Genomic DNA, 14,600 nt, shown 5'->3' with positions numbered 1-14,600 from the left:
GGGCCGCGCCGGGACGCCGCCAGCGCGCGCCGCCTGGTCCTAGGCCGAACGGACCTCACCGGACGGGACCGCGGACCGACGCGGCCGACCGGGCCCGGCGACCAGCATGGACGCATGACCGCAGACCTCACCGCCGAGGCGGCGGCGCGACCGGCCGGGGCGAGGACCCCCGGCTGGGCCGCGCTGCTCGCCGCGTCGATCGGCCAGTTCCTCGTCGTCCTCGACATCTCCGTCGTCAACGTCGCCCTGCCGCACATCCGCGAAGGCCTCGGCCTCGGCGCGACGGGCCTTCAGTGGGTCGTCAACGCCTACTCGCTGACCTTCGCGGGGTTCCTCCTCCTCGGCGGGCGCGCCGCCGACCTGTTCGGTCGCAAGCGCGTCTTCATCACCGGGCTCGGCCTGTTCACCGCCGCCAGCCTCGTCGGCGGGTTCGCGCAGGACGGCGCCATGCTGATCGGCGCGCGAGCGTTCCAGGGCCTCGGGGCGGCGATCCTCGCACCCGTCACGCTGTCGCTCATCACCGGGACGTTCCCCGAGGGCCCGGCCCGGACGAAGGCGATCGCCATGTGGACGGCCGTCGGCACCGCGGGCGGCGCGACCGGCGGCCTCGTCGGCGGGCTGCTGACCGACTACCTGAGCTGGCGCTGGGTGCTGCTGATCAACGTGCCGGTCGGCGCGGCGGTCGCGGCCGTCGCCGCCCGCTGGCTGCGCGGCGACGGCGACGCGGCCGGGCGGCGCCGCCTCGACCTTCCCGGGGCCGTCCTCGTCACCGCGGGCGTGGGCCTGCTCGCGTTCGGCATCGGCGAGACCGGGGACCACGGCTGGAGGGGCGTGGTGCCGGTCGCGGTCGGCGTCGTCCTGCTCGCCGCGTTCGTCGCCGTCGAGGCGCGCACTCCCGAGCCGCTCGTGCAGTTGCGGCTGTTCCGGCTGCGCAGTGTCGCGGTCGGCAACCTCGCGACCCTCGTCGGGACGATGGCGGGCTTCGCGCTGTGGTACTTCCTGTCGCTCTACATGCAGAACGTCCTGCACTACAGCGCGGTCCGGACGGGCCTGTCGTTCCTGCCGCACACGGCGGGGATCATCATCGGCTCGCGGCTCGCGCCGCCCCTGATGGCCCGGATGGGCACCCGGCGCCTCGCCGGCATCGGCGGGGTCATGGCCGCGGCGGGCTTCGCCTGGCAGAGCCTCGTGCTGGACTCCGATGGAACGTTCCTGACCGCGATCCTCGGTCCGGGCGCGACGATGGCCCTCGGCTTCGGCCTCCTGATGACCCCGCTGGTGGAGGCGTCGACCAGCGGCGCGAGCTCGTCCGAGGCGGGCGCGGTCGCGGGCGTCGTCAACACGTCCCGCACGATCGGCGGCGCGATCGGCCTCACCGTCCTCGGCACCGCCGCCGCGCACACCGGGCCGGACCTGGTGGACGGCTACGCGGCCGCCTTCCTCGTCGCGGCCGCGATCACCGCCGCCGGGACGGCCATCGTCCCGTTCCTGCCGCGGCCTCAGGGAGCGGCCCGGTCCGAGGAGCCCGTGATCGCGTGACGCACGGCCCCGGCCGCGACGACGGCGGTCATGCCGGGGCTTCCGCCGCCACTCACTGGTCGCCCGCCCCGGTCGCGTTCCCGCCCGGTGCTCGTTCACGGATCCGCTATGGCCGCGTCGCGGGGCTCGGGCCAGTGACCGAAACAGAACGGGCGCGCCGGAAGGCGCGCCCGTTTCTGTCAGAAGCGAGGAAAGCGAAAGGGCTGGTTTCATCTGTAGGTATGAGAAGGAAGCCCTTTCATGGCCTCGCACGGCGACTTTAGCAGTCAGGCCGGGATCAGGTCACTCAGGTTTTCCGGCGTGTAGACCGTGGAATCCGCGTGCAGGCCGTCCGGGCGTTCCAGGCCGATGAACGTGACCGGCTCGCCGGGCGCCGTGCCGTCCCAGACGGTCGTCTTCCCGGCGTCGAGCAGGTCCACCAGGTGGCGGACGGTCAGGTGGCGGCGTTCCACGATGCCGCGCAGCAGCGTCGACGTCGTCACGCGGTTGTCCTCCACCCGGTTGAAGTTCGTCGCGCCTCCCAGGTGCAGGTGCAGCCACTTGGCGCGCCACCGGCCGTCGTCGCCGCGCAGGAACACCAGCGGCAGCGCGATCCTGCCCGGCCCGCGCAGGTCCGACTTCATCCGGACGGTCCGCGCCTCGAACGGACGCCCCCGCTGCTCCGCGTCGCGCAGCATGAATCCGAAGAACGACTCCTCGACCTCCTCGAATCCCTCCCCGGAGAAGACGTTCACCTGCGGGACGACGAACCGGGCCCTGACTTTCGCCAGGGTCAGGTTGATGAACTCCGAGGCCCCTTCGGGCGCGTCGGTGATATCGCCGGAATGCTCTCCCGCCACGGTGCTGAGATTGGTGTAGGACAGCCATTCGGGGCTGCCGTAGTCCTGGTCGAGCATGAGCGCGGAAAGGTCGAAGTCCGTCCTGTGCTCGTGCTGCCGCCAGTAGACGAAGAACCGCAGCAGCTCGCCGTCGACCGGGGTCACCGACCCGCGCGGCAGGACGCCGAGCCCCTTCCCGGCGGCCTTCCCGCTGAGCGGCAGCGCGACGTCGAGCACGTCGGGGTCGACGACCAGGCGGCCGACGGCCGGGAGGCGGCCCCGGATCTCGTCCTCCAGCATCGCCGCGAGCCGCTCCGCCGCGTCCGGCTCCAGGGGCGGGCGGGTGTCGGGCACGGCGGCGCCGCGGCCGAGCCGGTTGGCGAACAGCCGCGTCCGCCCGGGCTCGCCGGCGCGGTTGAGCAGGTGCTCCCGCACCGACAGCAGCACCCGTCCCGACACCCGGTCGATCACCGACTCGGCCGTGTCGAGCACCGCGTCCCGGGAATCCGGCGCGAGGCGCAGCAGCCGGTCCAGGGACCGGAACAGCGTTCCTGGCGCGCCCGCCGCCACGCGCGCCGCGCCCGTGACGTCGCCGTCCGCCAGCCGCGCCTCGAAGCGCGCCGCGAACGACGGCGCCTTCTTCTCGCCGCGCGCGACCGCGAACACGTCCGCCGCCCCCGCCCACCTCGGGTGCTCGTGCGGGTGGAGCCGCTCGCCGAGCCGCTTCCACGGCTCGCGCCGGGCGGCGACGTCGCCGAGCTTGCCGGGGTCGTCGCGGACGACGCCGTCGAGCGCGGCGAGCAGCGCCCGGCGCGTGGGGCGCGGCATCGAGACGAACCGCGTGGGCTCCTGGAGGGTCACGTCGCCGTCCGACAGCGCGCACGCCAGGCGCAGCACGTCGGTGACCGTGTCGACGAGCAGGCCGGCGCCCAGCGCCAGGCGGACCCGGTTGATCACGGCGCGGTTCTCCCGGACGGGGATCCGCTCGGGATGGGGGCCGGAGGCGTGGTGCGCGGCCAGCTTCTCCAGGGTCTCCAGATCCTCCTCGCCCAGCGGCGTGGTGCTCTCGGCGAGCCGCAGGTACAGCTCCGCGGCCTCCTCGGCGAGGGCCCGCCCGAGGTGCAGGACGGTCACCCGGTCGCCCGCGGCGGTGACCAGCTCGTCCTGCGCCGCCAGCATCTCCTCGTAGGTGTGCTGGTAGCGGCCGTAGCCCTTGAGGGTGAGCAGGTCGAGAACGCCGTCTCGCAGGGCGCCGCGCGCCGCCGGGGCGAGCGCGGCGTCCTGAAGCGTCTCGTGGAGGAGCCCGAGCCAGAAGTCCAGGGTGTCGGGCACGTTGCGGGGGAAGTCGCGGAAGTAGGAGTTGTGCCGGACGTGGTCGCCCGCCATCTCGCGGACGGTGGCGAGCGTGCGCACCGCGACGCTCCGGACGGTCTGCTCCGACAGCCCCGACAGCGCGCGCAGGACGTCCGCGGAGAGCTTGAAGCCGACCGACATCAGGGCGGCGTCGAACTGCCGCGCCACCGTCGCCCCTTCTCCGGACGGACCGGACGGCGCGGGAATGCGATGCGTGTTCCGGACGACCAATGCCTCAAGCCAGATGTTCACCGCGCCATGGTGACAGAGCGCCATAAATCACTGCACGCTATTAAGTGAGCCGATCAGGAGGCGAGGACGTGCTGTTCCCGCCGCGCGTCCGGAGTGCGCGAGCGGGCCAGGCGCCGTCCCAGCCTTTGCGCGGGCGCCTCGATCCAGCGCTGCGAGGCCCAGCTCGCCGCCACCAGGACGAGAAGGAACAGCGCGAGGCCGACGGCGTCCTCGCGTCCGGAAGCGCCGAGGAATTGCGCGGCCACCATGAGCAGCAGCGGATGCAGCAGGTACACCGAGAAGCTGATGGTGCCGAGACCGGTCGCCCAGGCGGGGAAGCTCCGGTTCCGCAGCCGCCAGCCCGCCGCGAACGTCGCGGACGCCGCCAGGACAGCGCCGCACCACACGAGCTGGGCGTTGCGGCCGTAGGGGGCGGCGTTCCACGTCCCGGCGGCGAGCGCGCCCGTCAGGACCGCCGCGCCCGTCGCTCCGGCCGCGCGCCGGGAGATCTGGCCGTGCTCGGCGCGGTGCACGGCGGTGCCCGTGAACATGGCCGCCAGCATGAGCAGGCCCTCCCACGCGCCGAGGCGACCGTTGACCGCGACCAGCGCGAGGGCGAGCAGCCCGCCGAGCAGCCCGCCCGCGACGCGCGGCGCGGGACGCCGGGACGACGCCGCCGGGATCGCCACCGCCAGGGCGGCCACCGTCACCGCGACCACCGGGCCCGTCCCCGCGGTGCGCGACAGCAGGGCGGCGGGGGCGTACGCGCCGGTCAGCAGGCCGCAGGCGGTCAGCGCGACCGCCGCAAGCGCGACGACGGTGAGGACCACGGCGGCCGGCGCCGAGCGGCGGTGCCCGCCGACGACGAACAGGGCGACGACCAGCAGGTAGAAGGCCATCTCGTAGGAGAGCGTCCACAGCACGTTCATCGCGTTCGGGACGTTGAGGACGTCCTGCAGCATCGTCATGTGCGCGAGGACGGCGGTCGCGGGGGAGTACTGCTCAAGCCCCGCCCGGAGCCCGAGCACGCCCAGCAGGAAAGGCAGGACGGCGAGGAGGCACGTCACCGCCAGCAGCGGGTAGATGCGGAAGAACCGGCCGACCCAGAACCCGCGCACGCTGCCGCGCCGCTCCAGCGAGGCGGGCACGATGTACCCGCTGACCAGGAAGAACACCAGGACGCCGAACAGGCCGGGGTCGAACCAGTCGGCGAGGCGCACCCGCAGGTCGGGCAGGTACACGTAGCTCGCGTGGTGCAGCGCCACCGCCAGGGCCGCGGCCCCCCGCAGCGCATCGAGCCACCCAAGCCTGGACGATACGGGGGAAACACCCAAAGCGGGAAGCATTCCGACAGACTAGTAGCTCTCGTCTCATCTCCACCATCCAGCTCAGGCCTTCCCTTAATCGAATATCTGCCGTGAAATGGACGAGAAAGGTTTCTCGCTCGCCGCGCCGAATGCGGCGGATCGGAGGAGAAGTGCCGGGAATCACGCATCGCTCGACCAGGGAACCCGCGATCAAGCCGCGTTTCCTTTCGCACGGCACGCTGAAGATCACTGATGTGGCGGCGACGCGGCGCTTCTACGAGGAGGTGCTCGGCCTGGAGGTCGTCCAGCCGATGACGGCGGTCCTCTACGTCCGGCTCGGCGGCGACCACACCTACGTGTGCGTGGAGTCCAGGCCGGACCGCCCCGACATGCCGCTGCTCTACCACAACGGGATCGACGTGGGCAGCGACGAGGAGGTGGACGAGGCCTACCGCGCGATAGCGGAGGCCGGCGAGGAGTACGGGGTCAGGGAGCTCAACAAGCCCGTCCGCCAGCACGGCGTCTACTCCTTCTATCTCAAGGACCTCGACGGCAACTGGTGGGAGATCGGGCACCTGCCGCCCGGCGGCTACCGGTTCCGGTTCACCGACGCGCGCAACGACCTCACCGGCCGCACGGACCTCACCCCGCGGGAGGCGAAGGACGTCTTCCTCAACCCGGTCGTCGACACCGGCTGACGGCGGCCCTCCCGGGTAACCCGGGGCCGCCGGGGGACGATGGTGGCATGACGACCGACCAGGGTAAGACCACGCTGCCGCTGAGCCCGGACGAGCTGCTCACCACGACGCGCACCGTGCGCAAGCGCCTCGACCTCGACCGCCCCGTCCCCATGGAGCTGGTCCGCGAGTGCCTGGAGATCGCCGTGCAGGCGCCGAGCGGCAGCAACCGGCAGGGCTGGCAGTGGATCGTCGTCACCGACCCCGGGACCCGCGCGGCGATCGGCGAGCACTACCGGCGGGCGTTCGCCGCCTACGCGCAGGCGGGCGGCGCCGGCGGCGCGCAGTACGAGGGGGACCCGGAGCGGGCCGAGGTGCAGCGCCGCGTCGGGGAGAGCGCCGCCCACCTGGCCGACCGCATGGGCGACGTGCCGGTCCTGCTGATCCCGTGCCTGCGCGTGCCCGGCGGACGGCTGCCGGAGGGCAACCAGGCGGGCCTGTGGGGCTCGCTGCTGCCCGCCGTCTGGAACTACGCCCTCGCGGCGCGCGCCCGCGGACTCGGCACCGCCTGGACGTCCCTGCACCTGGTCTACGAGCGGGAGGTCGCCGAACTGCTCGGCCTTCCCGAGGACGTCCGCCAGGGCGCGCTCATCCCGACCGCCTACTACACCGGCGACACCTTCCGCCCGGCCCCGCGGGTCCCGCTGGAGGAGATCCTCCACCTCGACCGCTGGTGAGAGCTTATTGTCGCAGCGCCAATAAGCGTCTAGGATCCGGAGTGCGCCCCGGAGACACCGGCGGCCCCGCGTGATCCCCGTCTACGCGCCAGACGCACGCGGGACCGCCGGCTTCCGGACCGGAGAGGGAGGCCCCGGGGACGGCGTCCGGGCATGGAACAGGGCCGGCGCCGCGAGCGGGCAGCGACGCCGGCCCTGGGATCGGGGACGGGACGGGCTCAGGCCGTCATCTCAGGCCGTCATCTCGGGCCCGCTCATTTCAGGCCGTCGTCGAGGGCCTTGGTCAGGACGCCCGGGTCGCCGGACATCTCCCAGATCATGGCGCCGAGCAGGTTCTTGCTCCGCAGCCAGGCGGTCTTCTTCTGGATCGACCAGGCGTCGTCGAACGTCCACCACTGGCCGTTGTCGCCGGTGTAGCAGGACGTCGCCACCGCCTGCTCGTCGTGGACGACCCGGCAGTTGGGCACGCTGGCGATCAGGTTGCTGTAGCCGCGCGTCCCGGCCTCCTCCTGGAACTGCCCGGGCGCCGCGCCCTTGGCGGCCTGCCATTCGCCGCTCTTGCCGCCGTCGGTCACGTTCTGCCAGCCGCGGCCGTAGTAGGCGAGGCCGAGCGTGAGCTTGCGCGGGTTCACCCCGGCGTCCAGGTACGGCTTGACCGCGTTCTCGACGCTGAAGTGGAACGGGTACGGGTCGTCGGTGTCGGCGTAGAGGTTGCCCTGGTGGCCCGTCCGGTTGGGCTCCCAGGAGTTGTCGCTGCCCGCGCCGTGGAAGTCGTAGCCCTGGACGTTGAAGATGTCCATGGACTTGGCGACCTCCGCCAGCTCCCAGCCCGCGTCGATCTTCGCGGGGTCGGCGGGGGTGAACGCCGACAGCAGGTAGCGCTTGCCGGTCGACTTCGTCAGCTCGTCGAGCTGGCGGCGGAACTCGGCGATGAGCAGCGTGTTGTTGTGCTTGTCGTCCGGGCTGACGTGGTTGCCCGCGTGGCCCTCGGCGCCCGGCCACTCCCAGTCGAGGTCGATGCCGTCGAAGATCCCGGCGGCCGTGCCCGGACCGCCCGCGCCGTTGTAGTCGGGCAGGTTGCCCTTGATGTAGGTGTCGATGCAGGACGCGGCGAACTTCCTGCGGGACGCGTCGGTCCTGGCGACGTCGGAGAAGTACTTGGAGTACGTCCAGCCGCCGATCGAGATCAGCACCTTCAGCTTCGGGTACTTGGCCTTGAGCTTCTTCAGCTGGTTGTAGTTGCCGCGCAGCTTCTCCCAGCCCGTGTCGGCGACGCCGTCCACCGACTGGGCGGCGCTGAACGGGCGCCCGTAGTCGGCCTCGGCGTCGCCCGCTCCGTCGCCCTGGCTCGGGTCCTGCGGGTCGGCCGTGGTGCCCTTCGTGACGCCCTGGAGGCACGTCAGGTTGACCGGGTCGACGTTCGCGAACGCGTAGTTGATGTGGGTGAGGCGGGCCGCGTTGCCGGTGGTGTCCAGGTTCTTCACGAAGTACTGGCGGCCGTAGATGCCCCACTGGACGAAGTAGCCGACGCGCGCGTAGCCGCCGCTGACCACGTCGTCGGTCTTCACCTTCACCGCCGCGCTCGCCGCCGACACGTTGTCGTACAGGTCGCGCGCCCGGACGGCGAACGCGTACTCGGTGGACGGCGAGAGCCCCGCGACCGTGGCGCTGGTGCCGGCCACGGTCGTGGCGACCTTCCCGTCCACCAGCACGTCGTAGTTCGCGACGCCGGTGTTGTCGGTCGAGGCCGTCCACGCGAGCTTCACGCTGGCGGAGTCCTTGCCGGTGCTCTGCAGCCCGGTCGGGACGGACGGCGCCTGCGTGTCCGCGGCCGGGTCGTTGGTCCTGACGGTGACGGGCGCGCTGGCGGGGGACAGGTTCCCCTTCCGGTCGCGGGCCTTCACCGTGAACGTGTACTCGGTGTTCGGGGTGAGGCCGGTGACCGTGGCGTTCGTCTCGGGGACGGTGGTCGCGAGAGCCGACCCGTTGTAGACCTCGTACGCGGTGACCGGCAGGCTGCCCGCCTTCGCCGCGTCCCAGGCCAGCGACACGGTCCTGGTCGTCCTGACCGTGGACTTCAGGCCGCCGGGCGCGCCCGGCGGCACGTCGGCGGCGCCGTCGCAGTTGACGTCGTTGACGCGGCAGCTCGTCGGCTCGGCGCCGGACCTGCTGACGGTGAACGTCGGGCTGTAGGGCTCGGTCGTCCGCCCGGCCCCGATCGTGGAGTTGTAGTAGACGGGGCTGAGGGTGACCGTGGTGCCGCTCTGGCTGACCGTCCCGTTGTCGGCGCCGCTCGCGGTCACGCCCGCCGGCAGGTCGAACACGACCGACCAGTTGCTGATCGACGCGCTGGTGTGGTTCGCGACGACGAACTTGGCCTGGGTCCCGCTGACCGTGTACTCGGCGGTGATCCCGGCCGGCGCGGGCGGCGGTTCACCCGTCCCGTCGCAGTTCGCGCCGTTCAGCGTGCAGCTCGTCGGCTGGGCGGCGGAGCTGAGCGTGAACGTCGGGCTGTAGGGCTCGGTGGTCCCGCCCGCCTTGACGGTGTTGATGTAGAACGCCGGGGTCAGCGTCACCTTCGTGCCGTTCTGCGACAGCGCGGCGTTCTGCGGGTTGCTCGCCGTCACCCCGGCGGGCAGTTCGAAGACGAGCTTCCAGCCGCTGACGTCGGCCGTCCCGGGGTTGCCGACCACGTACTTGCCCGTCGTGCCGGACAGGCTGAACGTCGCCGTCAGCCGGTCGGCCGCCTGCGCGGGCGCGGCGGCCAGCGCCGCCACGACCACGAAGGCGACAAGGATTCCGATTAATCTGCGCATGCGCGAACACCTACTTCTGGGGGTGGTTCTTCGGGGTCGGGGAACCGAGGAGCGCCAGCATCCGGTCGATCTCGGCCGAGCGTGAGCTGTCGACGCGCCGCGCGAGCCGCCTCGTCCAGGCGTCCTCGCCCCTGCCGGTCTCCAGCCGCGCCAGCTGGACGGCGTCGTCCTGGTGGGCGATCAGCAGGTCGAGGAAGGCGCGCTCGAACCGGTCCGGCGGCGTCCTCGCCAGCGCCTCCAGCTCGGCGTCGGTGGTCTCGGGCATTCCGCCGTGCAGGTCGTGCTCGTGGGAGTGCGGGTCCGCCGTCGGCGGCCGGTGCCAGGCCCTCAGGCGTCCCGCCATGTCACTGATCTCGGCGAGCTGCGTCGTCTCGATCGCCGCGGCAAGGGTCGCGACCTCGGGGCGGACGGCACGCCCGCGGGCCGTCCGGGCCAGCTTCACGACCTGGCCCTGATGCGGGACCATCATCTGCAGGAACATGACGTCGGTGGAGTTGAACCCGGTCCCGCCGCGCGCCTGCACGGGGACCGGCGACGGCGGACCGCCGCCGGCCCCGCACTGGACCGCGAGCAGGACGACGCACGCGGCGACAAGCGCCAGCGAGCCGGACGTCGTCAGGCCGCGCCTCATCGTCGCGGGCTCGTCAGACCGGCTGCCAGAGCGCGGCCGTGGTCGGGGGCTCCCAGCCGGCGATCGCCGTGTGCGCCTGGCGGCACGCGTAGGTCGCGCCGCCGTAGGTCACCCGGTCGCCCGCGGCGTAGGCCGTCCCCGCCTTCCACGTCCCGCCCGGCGTCCCGGTCGGCGTGGGAGTCGGCGTGGGCGTCGGCGTCTCGGTGGGCGTGGGGGTCGGAGTGGGAGTCGGGGTCGGGGTCGGGTTGTTCGTCCCGCCGAAGTCGACGTCGGAGCAGGTGTAGAACGCCTCCTGGCTTCCCAGCACCCGCTGCCAGATCGAGTACAGGATGTGGCGGCCCGTCCGCGGCGGGATGTTCAGCGTCCAGTTGGTGTACTCGGACGGGTTCTGGTGCGTGAAGCTCGCCAGCGGGACGAGGTCGCCCCAGCGCAGCGGCTGTGTCGGGTCCCAGCCTTCGCGGGTGAGGTAGAACTCGAAGTTGCTGTCCCCGTGCGGCGCGGACGCGCGGTAGGTGATCGTCTGCTGGCCCGCCCTCATCGGCTTGGCGGGCCAGTCCGCGCGCCGGAGGTCCAGGCCCCGGTACTTGGCCCGTCCGGCGCTGCACAGCTGCCCGTCCGGGATGATCTCCCGGTGCCGCCCGCCCGCGTCCAGCAGCGACACCTCGTTCCAGTCGTAGAAGGCCTGCGCGCCGCTGGCCGCGACGGCCGCCTTGCACGCCTCCGACTTGGGGCTCTCGGGGCCCTCCTGGTTGCACACGTACACGCGGCTGGGCGGATCGGACATCGTGCCGTGCGCGCTCGCGGCCGTCGCCGTGCCGAGCACGGCCAGCGCGGACGCGGCCGGCACCGCGGCCGCCGCCACGGCGGCCTTCCTGCGGGTCGATCGCATGGGTTTCCTTCCGGTGGGGGTGGGGTCCGGTGAAGGAGGCGGGGGGCGGGTCAGGGGGAGGCCGGTCCGGAAGGCCGGTCGGGGAGGGCGGCTCAGGGCAGGCCGTTCAGGAAGGGCTCGTGGCTGTTCATGAACTCCCAGCCGTAGTAGCGGTCCCAGTTGATCGACCACGTCATCAGGCCGCGCAGATCGGGGGACGTCCCGCCGCGGAGCGTGTAGGACCCGCAGTTCTGCCCCTTGACCAGGCAGTTCACGGCCTGCTGCACCTGGGCGGGCGGCGTGTGCCCGTTGCCGGCGCTGACCGCGGCGGGCAGGCCGACCGCGATCTGGTCGGGGCGCAGCCCGGGGAACGTGCGGCCGGTGTTCGCGACCGGGAACCCGGCCTTCACCATGTCGGTCATCGCGATGTGGAAGTCGGCGCCGCCCATCGTGTGGTACTGGCCGTCCAGGCCCATCACCGGCCCGGAGTTGTAGTCCTGGACGTGCAGGACGGTCAGGTCGTCCCGCATCGCGTCGATCACCGGCAGGTACGCGCCCGTCCGGTTGTCGCCGCCGCCCGCGCCGCCGTAGAACTGGTGCCCGACCTGCACGAAGAACGTCTCGGGCGCCATCGTCAGGACGAACTTCGCCCCGTACTTCGCCTTCAGCGACTTCAGCGCCGAGATCAGGTTGACGATGACCGGGGTGGTCGGGTCGCGGAAGTCGGTGTCGCCCGCGTTCAGGTAGAGCGAGTGGCCCTCGAAGTCGACGTCGAGGCCGTCCAGCCCGTACCTGTCGATGATGGCCGACACCGACCGGACGAACGCGTCCCGCGCGGCCGCCGTCGTGAGCTGCACCTGCCCGTTCTGGCCGCCGATCGAGATCAGCACCTTCTTGCCCTGCGCCTGCTTCGCGCGGATCGCGGCGACGAACTCCTCGTCGCTCTCCACGTTCGCGCACTCGCTCGCCGGGCAGCGGGCGAACCGGATGTCGCCGGAGGTGGGCGACGTCGGCTCGCCGAACGCGAGGTCGATGATGTCCCACGCGTCCGGGACGTCCGCCATCCGCACGTAGCCGGAGCCGTTGGCGAAGCTCGCGTGCAGGTAGCCGACGAGCGCGTGCCTGGGCAGCCCGGTGTCGGTGCAGCCGCTGGTCCGCGCGCTGACGGGCCCTGATCTCACCGACTCGCCGACGTCGTTGTAGGCGGCGACCGTGAAGGTGTGCGAGCTGCACGCGGCCAGGCCCGAGACGGTGGCGGCCGTCCCGGTGACCGTGGCCTTGACCGCGGTGCCCTCGTAGACGCGGTAGCCGGTGACCGTCCCGGACGACGCCCCCCACTGGAGGGCGATCGAGCCGTCGGTGACCGCGCCGGTCCTCGGGGCGCCGGGCGCGCCCGGGACGCCCGGCTGCGGCGCGCCGCCGGGACCGTCGAGGGCGACGTCGTCGGCGTAGTACGCGCCGTTGCCGTACCAGCCGTGCAGGTAGATCTGCGCGGACGTCTGGTCGGCGCCGGTCGTGAACGTCAGCGACAGCTTGGTGAAGTCGGCGGCGGACGGCGTCCACGCGGACGTCCCGCCCGTCACGCCGAGGTAGACGTAGCTGCCGCGCACCCAGGCCGACAGCGTGTACGCGGTGTTCGCCTTCACGCTCACGGTCTGCGTGCACTGGCCGGTGCTCCCGGCCGACACCCCGCCCGCGAGCGCGTGCCCGCCCGTCCGCGCAGGGCTCGTCACGACCGAGCCGCCGTCGCACGTCCAGGGGCTGAGCGAACCGCTCTCGAACCCGGCGTTGGCCAGGATGTTGTCCGCGTGGGCCGGGGCGGTGACCCCGGTCAGCAGCCCGGCGACCATGGCCGCCACAACCCAGATCCTCTTCATGGCGGCCTCCCTACGGCAGGGTGTCCAGGTGCGGGCCGACGGTCCCGGCGAAGCCGCCGCCGTTGGTGACGTCCCAGTTGACGGACCACGTCATCGCGCCGCGGATGTCGGGGTAGGTGCGCGACGGCTTGAACGTGCCGCAGCCGGTCCCCTTGGCGAGGCAGTCGAGCGCGTTGTTGACGGCCGACGGGGCCACGACCCCGCCGCCCGCCGCGCCGGGCCCGGCCGGGAGCCCGAGCGACACCTGGTCGGGGCGCAGCCCGTTCTCCAGCTGGATGCAGGCCAGCGCGGTCATGAAGTCGACCGTCCCCTGCCCGTACACCTTCTGGTCGCAGCCGAGCATCGCGCCCGAGTTGTAGTACTGCATGTGGACGACGGTGAGGATGTCCTTGATCTTCAGCGCGAGCTGGAAGTACGACGCGCCGGTCGACTGCATGTCGAGCGTCTGCGGCGCCATCGTGATGATCAGGTCGGCGCCGGCCTTGGCGCGCAGCGCCCGCAGCGCCTGCTCCATGAAGGTCGGGTTGAGGCCGTTCTCCAGGTCGATGTCGACGCCGTCGAACCCGTACTGCGTCATCAGCCCGGACACCGAGTCGGCGAAGAGCTGCGCGGACGCGCCGTCCGCGACCCGGATGGCGCCCTTCTCGCCGCCGACCGACAGGATGACCTTCTTGCCCCTGGCGTGCAGGCCGGCGATGTCGGCCTTGAACTGCGCGTCGGTGTAGCCGCCGAGGGCCGTGGAGAGCTCGGGGTCGAGGCGGAACGAGACCTCGCCGGACCGGCCGGTCGCCTCGCCGAAGGCCACGGCGACCAGGTCGTACTGGTCCGGGACCTGCGAGAGCCTGATCTCCTGCGCCGGGTTGACGAAGTCGTGCCAGTAGCCGGTCAGGAAGTGCTTGGGCAGCGGTCCGGTCGCGCACCCGCCGGTCGTCCCGGTGACGGCCGCGCTGGCCGGCGACTCGCCCTTGTCGTCGTAGGCCCTGACCGTGTAGGTGTGCGTCGAGCACTTGGCGAGCCCGCCGACCGTGGCGGAGGTCCCGGTGACCGTCGCCTTCAGGTCCGGGCCCTCGTAGACGCGGTGCCCGGTGGGCGTCCCGCTTCCGGGCTGCCAGGCCAGCGTCAGCGAGGTGTCGGTCCGTCCGGTGACCGTGGGCGTGCCGGGGGCGCCGAGCCCGCCCGGGGGATCGGTCGGCCCGCCCGCGCAGGGCCGCCCGTTGAACGTGCAGTTCTGCGGGCTCCCGGGACCGTTCCCGAGGAAGCCGAACGTGACGGACCCTCCGGGCGGCAGGACGGCGTTGTACTCGCGGTTCTGGAACGTGTTCCGCTGGCCGTTCTTCGTCAGCAGCGCGTCCCAGTAGGAGCCGACGGACGTCCCGGACGGCAGGTCGAACTCGACCCGCCACCCGTTGATCGCGGTGTCGGTGCCGTTGGTGAGGGTGAAGCGTCCCTCCCAGCCCGAGCCCCAGTCGGAGGGCTTGGTGAAGGTCGCGGCGGCGGCGCCGGCGGCGTGCGCGCCGGGCGCGAGGGCGAGGACGAGGAGCAGGGCGGCGAGGACGCCGAGGGCAGAGCGGGGGCGCAAGGGCTCACTCCATCGCTTCAGGCAGGCTGGCGGATTCCCCCGAACCCCGAGATCGTTCACGTATTAGACAGGAAGGTTTCCTATCTATTTAGGGTCAAGGTAGCCAGCGGCCGGGGCGTCGGCAAGACCCTGGTGCGGGCGCCGTGCGGGCCCCGTGCCGGCGTCCG

The 14,600-nt window shown here is 72.4% G+C and carries 10 protein-coding genes; 3 read left to right on the top strand and 7 right to left on the bottom strand.

Annotation, left to right across the window (positions count from 1 at the left end; all coding sequences use genetic code 11):
- Nucleotides 1–114 precede the first annotated feature (114 nt).
- On the top strand, nucleotides 115–1,539 hold the full coding sequence (locus ABD944_RS22590) for an MFS transporter (protein ID WP_345179499.1): 1,425 nt from the start codon (nucleotides 115–117) through the stop codon (nucleotides 1,537–1,539).
- 266 nt (nucleotides 1,540–1,805) lie between these two features.
- Here ABD944_RS22590 and ABD944_RS22585 read toward each other — a convergent pair whose 3' ends face one another.
- Together ABD944_RS22585 and ABD944_RS22580 are read right to left on the bottom strand one after the other, a co-directional pair.
- Entirely contained in the window at nucleotides 1,806–3,962 is a 2,157-nt protein-coding gene (locus ABD944_RS22585; protein WP_345179498.1) for a TerD family protein, read from the bottom strand.
- 53 nt (nucleotides 3,963–4,015) lie between these two features.
- The gene (locus ABD944_RS22580) at nucleotides 4,016–5,287 is read right to left on the bottom strand and encodes an acyltransferase family protein (protein WP_345179497.1); all 1,272 of its coding nucleotides are present in this window, start codon (nucleotides 5,285–5,287) and stop codon (nucleotides 4,016–4,018) included.
- Between the two features lie 131 nt (nucleotides 5,288–5,418).
- Here ABD944_RS22580 and ABD944_RS22575 point away from each other — a divergent pair, with 131 nt between their 5' ends.
- Together ABD944_RS22575 and ABD944_RS22570 are read left to right on the top strand one after the other, a co-directional pair.
- Complete coding sequence (locus tag ABD944_RS22575) at nucleotides 5,419–5,946, top strand: VOC family protein (protein ID WP_345179495.1); 528 nt, start codon at nucleotides 5,419–5,421, stop codon at nucleotides 5,944–5,946.
- A 47-nt stretch (nucleotides 5,947–5,993) separates the two neighbouring features.
- The gene (locus tag ABD944_RS22570; RefSeq protein WP_345179494.1) at nucleotides 5,994–6,662 is read left to right on the top strand and encodes a nitroreductase family protein; all 669 of its coding nucleotides are present in this window, start codon (nucleotides 5,994–5,996) and stop codon (nucleotides 6,660–6,662) included.
- A 254-nt stretch (nucleotides 6,663–6,916) separates the two neighbouring features.
- Here ABD944_RS22570 and ABD944_RS22565 read toward each other — a convergent pair whose 3' ends face one another.
- The 5 genes from ABD944_RS22565 to ABD944_RS22545 all read right to left on the bottom strand — a co-directional run bounded on the left by ABD944_RS22565 (nucleotide 6,917) and on the right by ABD944_RS22545 (nucleotide 14,433).
- On the bottom strand, nucleotides 6,917–9,478 hold the full coding sequence (locus ABD944_RS22565; RefSeq protein ID WP_345179492.1) for a glycosyl hydrolase family 18 protein: 2,562 nt from the start codon (nucleotides 9,476–9,478) through the stop codon (nucleotides 6,917–6,919).
- A gap of 10 nt (nucleotides 9,479–9,488) precedes the next feature.
- Complete coding sequence (locus ABD944_RS22560) at nucleotides 9,489–10,109, bottom strand: DUF305 domain-containing protein (protein WP_345179491.1); 621 nt, start codon at nucleotides 10,107–10,109, stop codon at nucleotides 9,489–9,491.
- Between the two features lie 13 nt (nucleotides 10,110–10,122).
- Nucleotides 10,123–10,998 (bottom strand): lytic polysaccharide monooxygenase auxiliary activity family 9 protein, encoded by an 876-nt coding sequence (locus tag ABD944_RS22555; RefSeq protein WP_345179490.1) that lies wholly within the window; start codon nucleotides 10,996–10,998, stop codon nucleotides 10,123–10,125.
- Nucleotides 10,999–11,090: 92 nt separating this feature from the next.
- On the bottom strand, nucleotides 11,091–12,854 hold the full coding sequence (locus ABD944_RS22550) for a chitinase (protein WP_345179489.1): 1,764 nt from the start codon (nucleotides 12,852–12,854) through the stop codon (nucleotides 11,091–11,093).
- A 10-nt stretch (nucleotides 12,855–12,864) separates the two neighbouring features.
- On the bottom strand, nucleotides 12,865–14,433 hold the full coding sequence (locus ABD944_RS22545; RefSeq protein ID WP_345179487.1) for a chitinase: 1,569 nt from the start codon (nucleotides 14,431–14,433) through the stop codon (nucleotides 12,865–12,867).
- Between the last annotated feature and the right edge of the window lie 167 nt (nucleotides 14,434–14,600).

Origin of the sequence: Actinomadura verrucosospora, from assembly GCF_039540335.1 — a bacterium.
Classification (GTDB): Bacteria; Actinomycetota; Actinomycetes; order Streptosporangiales; family Streptosporangiaceae; genus Spirillospora; species Spirillospora verrucosospora.
Note: the sequence above shows the minus strand (reverse complement) of the source record. Positions and strands in the feature narration are given on the sequence as shown.

Bases quoted from the DNA above. Each gene is read 5' to 3' on its own strand.
- ABD944_RS22590 (WP_345179499.1), top strand. From the start codon at position 115: ATGACCGCAGACCTCACCGCCGAGGCGGCGGCGCGACCGGCCGGGGCG.
- ABD944_RS22580 (WP_345179497.1), bottom strand. From the start codon at position 5,287: ATGCTTCCCGCTTTGGGTGTTTCCCCCGTATCGTCCAGGCTTGGGTGG.
- ABD944_RS22570 (WP_345179494.1), top strand. From the start codon at position 5,994: ATGACGACCGACCAGGGTAAGACCACGCTGCCGCTGAGCCCGGACGAG.
- ABD944_RS22565 (WP_345179492.1), bottom strand. From the start codon at position 9,478: ATGCGCAGATTAATCGGAATCCTTGTCGCCTTCGTGGTCGTGGCGGCG.
- ABD944_RS22560 (WP_345179491.1), bottom strand. From the start codon at position 10,109: ATGAGGCGCGGCCTGACGACGTCCGGCTCGCTGGCGCTTGTCGCCGCG.
- ABD944_RS22555 (WP_345179490.1), bottom strand. From the start codon at position 10,998: ATGCGATCGACCCGCAGGAAGGCCGCCGTGGCGGCGGCCGCGGTGCCG.
- ABD944_RS22550 (WP_345179489.1), bottom strand. From the start codon at position 12,854: ATGAAGAGGATCTGGGTTGTGGCGGCCATGGTCGCCGGGCTGCTGACC.